The sequence below is a fragment of the Sphingobium sp. UBA5915 genome (genome assembly GCF_002431195.1).
GTDB lineage: Bacteria > Pseudomonadota > Alphaproteobacteria > Sphingomonadales > Sphingomonadaceae > Sphingobium > Sphingobium soli.
The window spans coordinates 1-4450 of the sequence record NZ_DJDV01000068.1 but is presented as its reverse complement, the minus strand read 5'-3'; the positions used below and the strand labels follow the sequence as shown (position 1 = coordinate 4450).

Here is a 4450-nt window from a genome sequence, read left to right as displayed (position 1 = left end):
GGCAAGATCGTCCCCAGCCGCATCACCGCCGTTTCGGCCAAGAAGCAGCGCGAGCTGGCTTCGGCCATCAAGCGCGCCCGTCATCTGGGCCTGCTGCCCTATATCGTGAAGTAAGGGAGAAAGACCCATGGAAATCATTCTCCTCGAACGCATCGAGAAGCTGGGCGCGATCGGCGACGTCGTAACCGTCAAGGACGGTTATGCGCGTAACTTCCTGCTGCCCAACAAGAAGGCCCTGCGCTCCAACAACGCCAACAAGGCGGTGTTCGAAGCCAACCGCGCCCGCATCGAAGCCGAAAACGCCGCCCGTCGTGGCGACGCTGAAAAGGCGGCCGAAGGTGTCAACGGCAAGCAGATCGTGCTCATCCGCCAGTCGTCCAACTCCGGCCAGCTTTATGGGTCGGTCGCGGTCCGCGACGTGGTGGACGCGCTGCACGCCGACGGCGTCACCAATGTGACCAAGGCAATGGTCGTGCTGGAACGCCCGATCAAGACGCTGGGCGTGTTCGACGTTAAGGTCGCGCTGCACCCCGAAGTCGCCGTGACGGTCACCGTCAACGTCGCGCGGTCGCCTGAAGAAGCCGAACTGCAGGCGCAGGGTGTCGACGTGATGGCCGAAATGTTCGAAAAGGACGAGGCCGGCTTCACCGAAGACTATGATCCCAATGCGGAGCCCGGCGAAATCGCCGCGGACACCGAAGAAGAAACCCCGGCCGAAGACGAAGCCTGAGTTTCCTTGCAGGATCCAAACGAAAGAGCCGCCCGGCGACGGGCGGCTTTTTTGTCGTCCGGTCCTGACGCGATCCGCAAAAAGCAAGACAGGTTAGGCGCCGTGCCTTTCCGCCGACATTAAGTCGCGCAGGCGAAACGAAATCCGGAACGGCCCCTGCGGCCGGGCGTTCGACAGCCATGGAAAACCGTTCCCTTATCGAAAGACTGGCGCGTCACCTGGCGGCGGAACAGCCCGACCATTGGCCCGCTCGCGTGGAGGACGCCGCGAGCATCCTGGCTATCCTCAAGGAACCCGACGCCGCCATGCGCGAAGCGGGGAATGCATCCGCCTGGGGCACGATGATCGAGGCCGCGCTGCGTGAACGCTGGTCGCTGGCACAGACGGCGCCGGAAACCGAGCCGCCATTGGGGACCGACGAAGAAGGGGACATGCAACTGACGCCCGATGCGGTCAGCCATGATCGCGCGGACTGGGTTCATCTTCATAAAAAGCAGGAGACACCATCATGAAAGGGCTTTTGAAGCTGGGGATCGTCACGGGCCTGGGCTATTTCGCGGTCAAGGGATGGCGCGACTGGATGGGCGGCGGAGAGGCCGATGATCGCGGCCCGGTCGGATCATCCGGCGTCGTGCGCGACGCTGGACCGCAAGGCGGCGAGCCAAGCTGGGACAAGGTCGATGAACAGGCGGACGAAAGCTTTCCCGCCAGCGATCCGCCGGGCAATTTCTGACTCGGTGGTTCGACGCATGAGGCCCATTGCCCCCCTGATCAGCGCCCGGTAAGGGAGCGACCGGACAGGCGGCGCCTTTGCCGCCTGCAACAGGGGATTTTCCATCATGCCTTCGGGTTTGATTGCGCTGCTCGATGATGTGGCGGGCATCGCCAAGCTGGCCGCCACCTCGCTCGACGACGTCGCCGGCGCGGCAGGCCGGGCAGGTTCCAAAGCGGCGGGCGTCGTCATTGACGACACGGCTGTCACCCCCAATTACGTCATGGGCCTCAGTCCCGAGCGCGAATTGCCGATCATCTGGCAGATCGCCAAAGGGTCGCTCCGCAACAAATTGCTCTTCCTGCTGCCGGCTGCGCTGCTGCTGTCGGCCTTTGCGCCCTGGCTGCTGCCGCCGCTGCTGATGGCGGGCGGCGCTTTCCTCTGCTTCGAAGCCGTCGAAAAGCTGATCGAGGCGATGGGCAAGGGCCATGACGTCGCGCAAGAGGCGATCCAGACGCACAGTTCCGCCGAACTGGAACAGCAGAAGGTGTCCAGCGCCATCCGCACCGATTTCATCCTGTCAGGTGAGATCATGGCCATCTCACTCGGCACGGTGGCGAGCGAGCCGATCTGGGAACAGGCTGTTGTCCTTGTCGTCGTCGCCTTGCTGATCACGGCTGGCGTTTATGGCGTGGTCGGGCTGATCGTGAAGATGGACGATATCGGCCTCCACCTGGCGCAGCGGTCATCGGCTGCCACGCAGGCGCTGGGTCGGGGCCTCGTCAAGGCGATGCCCGTACTGATGTCGGTGCTGAGCGTCGTTGGCACCGCCGCGATGCTGTGGGTCGGCGGCGGCCTCATCGTCCATGGCCTGCACGAATTCCACCTGGATCTGGTGCCTGGCGCCATCCATCATCTGGCGGCCTCAGCGGCGCAGGCCCTGCCCGCGATCGGCGCAGCCGCCGACTGGATCGTCAACGCCATTGGCGGCGCGATCGTCGGGCTGGTGGTGGGCGGCCTCATCGTCGCTGTGCTGCACCTGTTCAAAAAGCATTAAAGCCGCAATTTTCGGAGCGTGAGCGAAGATGCGCGCCTCTTCGCCAAAATTTGTCATGACATCCACCCATCCCTGGCGCACCGAAGCGCGTGCGCTCATCCTGCTGGCATTGCCGATGATCGCGGGCAACATCGCCTGGTCCGCCATTGCCGCCAGCGATCTGCTGCTGCTCGGCCGGCGGGGCGCGGAAAGCGTGGCGGCGGGCGCGCTCGCCATCAATCTGTTCCATGCCCTGCTGATCTTCGGCATGGGCCTTGTCACGGCCGCCTCGCCCCTGATCGCCAGCGAACGTGGCCGCCGCCGCCATAGCGTGCGCGACGTGCGCCGCACCGTGCACCAGACGCTGCGTGCCGCCCTGTTCTTCGTGATCCCGTCCTGGGTCATCCTCTGGTATTGCGAAGCCATATTGCTGGCGCTGGGGCAACAGCCCGATCTCGCGCGCGGCGCAGGCGAATTGATGCGCGGGCTGCAATGGGCGCTGCTCCCCTTTCTGGGCTTTACAACGCTGCGCAACTTCATCGCCGCGCTGGAACGGCCGGTCTGGGGCCTCGTCATCATGCTGGCGGCGATCCCGCTCAACGTCGCGGCAGGCTGGGCGCTGATCTTCGGCCATCTGGGGTTGCCCGCGCTTGGCCTGTTTGGAGCCGGGCTGGCCAGTACCCTGTCGTCCAGCTTCCTGTTCTTCGGGCTGCTGGCCGTGATCCTGATCGACCGGCGTTTCCGGCGCTATCGTCTGATCGGCCGTTTCTGGTCCGCCGATCGGGAGCGGCATCGTCAGGTGTGGGCGCTGGGCCTGCCCATCGCAATCACGCTGGGCTTTGAAACGAGCGTCTTCAATGCCTCGGCCTTCCTGATGGGACTGATCGGCCGGGATTCGCTCGCCGCCCATGCGGTCGCGATCCAGATCGCGGCGCTCGTCTTCATGGTGCCAATGGGCATTGGTCAGGCCGCGACCGTGCGGGTGGGCATCGCCTATGGACGCGGCGACCGCGCCGGCGTTGGGCGCTCGGGCTGGCTGGCGCTGGGCATCGGCACCGGCTTTGCCTTTTGCGCGGCGGCTCTGCTTATCCTGATGCCGCGCACCCTGGTCTCCGCCTTTCTCGATCTGGTGGATCCGGCCAATGCGCGCACGGTCAGTCTGGCCGTCAGCTTCCTGGCCGTCGCCGCCCTGTTTCAGCTGGCCGACGCCGCGCAGGCGGTGGGCGCGGGCGTCTTGCGTGGCGTCCAGGACACGCGCGTGCCAATGGTCTTTGCGCTGATCGGTTACTGGGTGGTGGGGATCGGCGTCGGGACGCTGCTTGCTTTCCCGTTCGGGCTGCAGGGCGTCGGCATCTGGCTTGGCCTGGCAAGCGGGCTTGGCGCCGCAGCGGTGTTGCTGGTCGCGCGCTGGACGCTGCGCGAGCGGCTCCACCTGCTGCCCCACCAGTAAACCATTCGCCGCAACGATTGCACGGAAGGAAATGGTGCGGCGCACAAAGCAATTGAAAGAATCGCCAAAATCCGTCAGGGAATGCTCATCATGCAAGCCCCGACCGAGATTTTTGAAGCGATCGCGCTCCAGAAGTGCCTGAAGGTGACCTATAACAAGATGGTCGTCACCCTCGCCCCGCACATCCTTTATACCCGTCATGACGAGATGTATATCGACGCCGTGACGACCGATCGCGACGGCCGCCCGCCGCGCGAGCTGAAGCTTGGCACGTTCAAGCTGGCGGGCCTGTCCGACATTCAGGTGCTCGATGAGACGTTTGAGGCGATGTATGGCCTCTATAATGATGGCGATGACAAATATAAGGGCGTGACCCTGTTCGCCGTCGCCCCCGAAAGCGCCGCCGCCTGATCCATCCCGTTTGACGGGCAGCGGGGAGCGCCATTTCATGCCCCCCCCCCCCCTCCGTCTTGCGGCCCGCTATTTTTTCAGCCGATAGCCCCACCGGAACATCCAACCGAT

Annotated in this window: 7 protein-coding genes; all 7 read left to right on the top strand. The window is 64.5% G+C overall.

The window, feature by feature from the left end:
- Positions 1–114 (top strand): 30S ribosomal protein S18 (rpsR, locus tag B2V90_RS11135; protein ID WP_293921291.1); only part of this gene is annotated, 114 nt, incomplete at its 5' end.
- A 13-nt stretch (positions 115–127) separates the two neighbouring features.
- On the top strand, positions 128–730 hold the full coding sequence (gene rplI / locus B2V90_RS11130; protein ID WP_009821297.1) for a 50S ribosomal protein L9: 603 nt from the start codon (positions 128–130) through the stop codon (positions 728–730).
- Positions 731–909: 179 nt separating this feature from the next.
- A complete protein-coding gene (locus B2V90_RS11125) occupies positions 910–1242 on the top strand; it encodes a hypothetical protein (protein WP_228220414.1) in 333 nt (110 codons plus the stop codon).
- Positions 1239–1463: a hypothetical protein gene (locus tag B2V90_RS11120; protein WP_009821295.1), complete on the top strand. Its 225-nt coding sequence runs from the start codon at positions 1239–1241 to the stop codon at positions 1461–1463. Before B2V90_RS11125 ends, B2V90_RS11120 begins: the two co-directional genes overlap by 4 nt.
- A gap of 106 nt (positions 1464–1569) precedes the next feature.
- Complete coding sequence (locus tag B2V90_RS11115; RefSeq protein ID WP_228220415.1) at positions 1570–2499, top strand: DUF808 domain-containing protein; 930 nt, start codon at positions 1570–1572, stop codon at positions 2497–2499.
- A 55-nt stretch (positions 2500–2554) separates the two neighbouring features.
- Complete coding sequence (locus B2V90_RS11110) at positions 2555–3928, top strand: MATE family efflux transporter (protein ID WP_228220416.1); 1374 nt, start codon at positions 2555–2557, stop codon at positions 3926–3928.
- Positions 3929–4018: 90 nt separating this feature from the next.
- Complete coding sequence (locus B2V90_RS11105) at positions 4019–4339, top strand: hypothetical protein (protein WP_031297835.1); 321 nt, start codon at positions 4019–4021, stop codon at positions 4337–4339.
- Positions 4340–4450 lie beyond the last annotated feature (111 nt).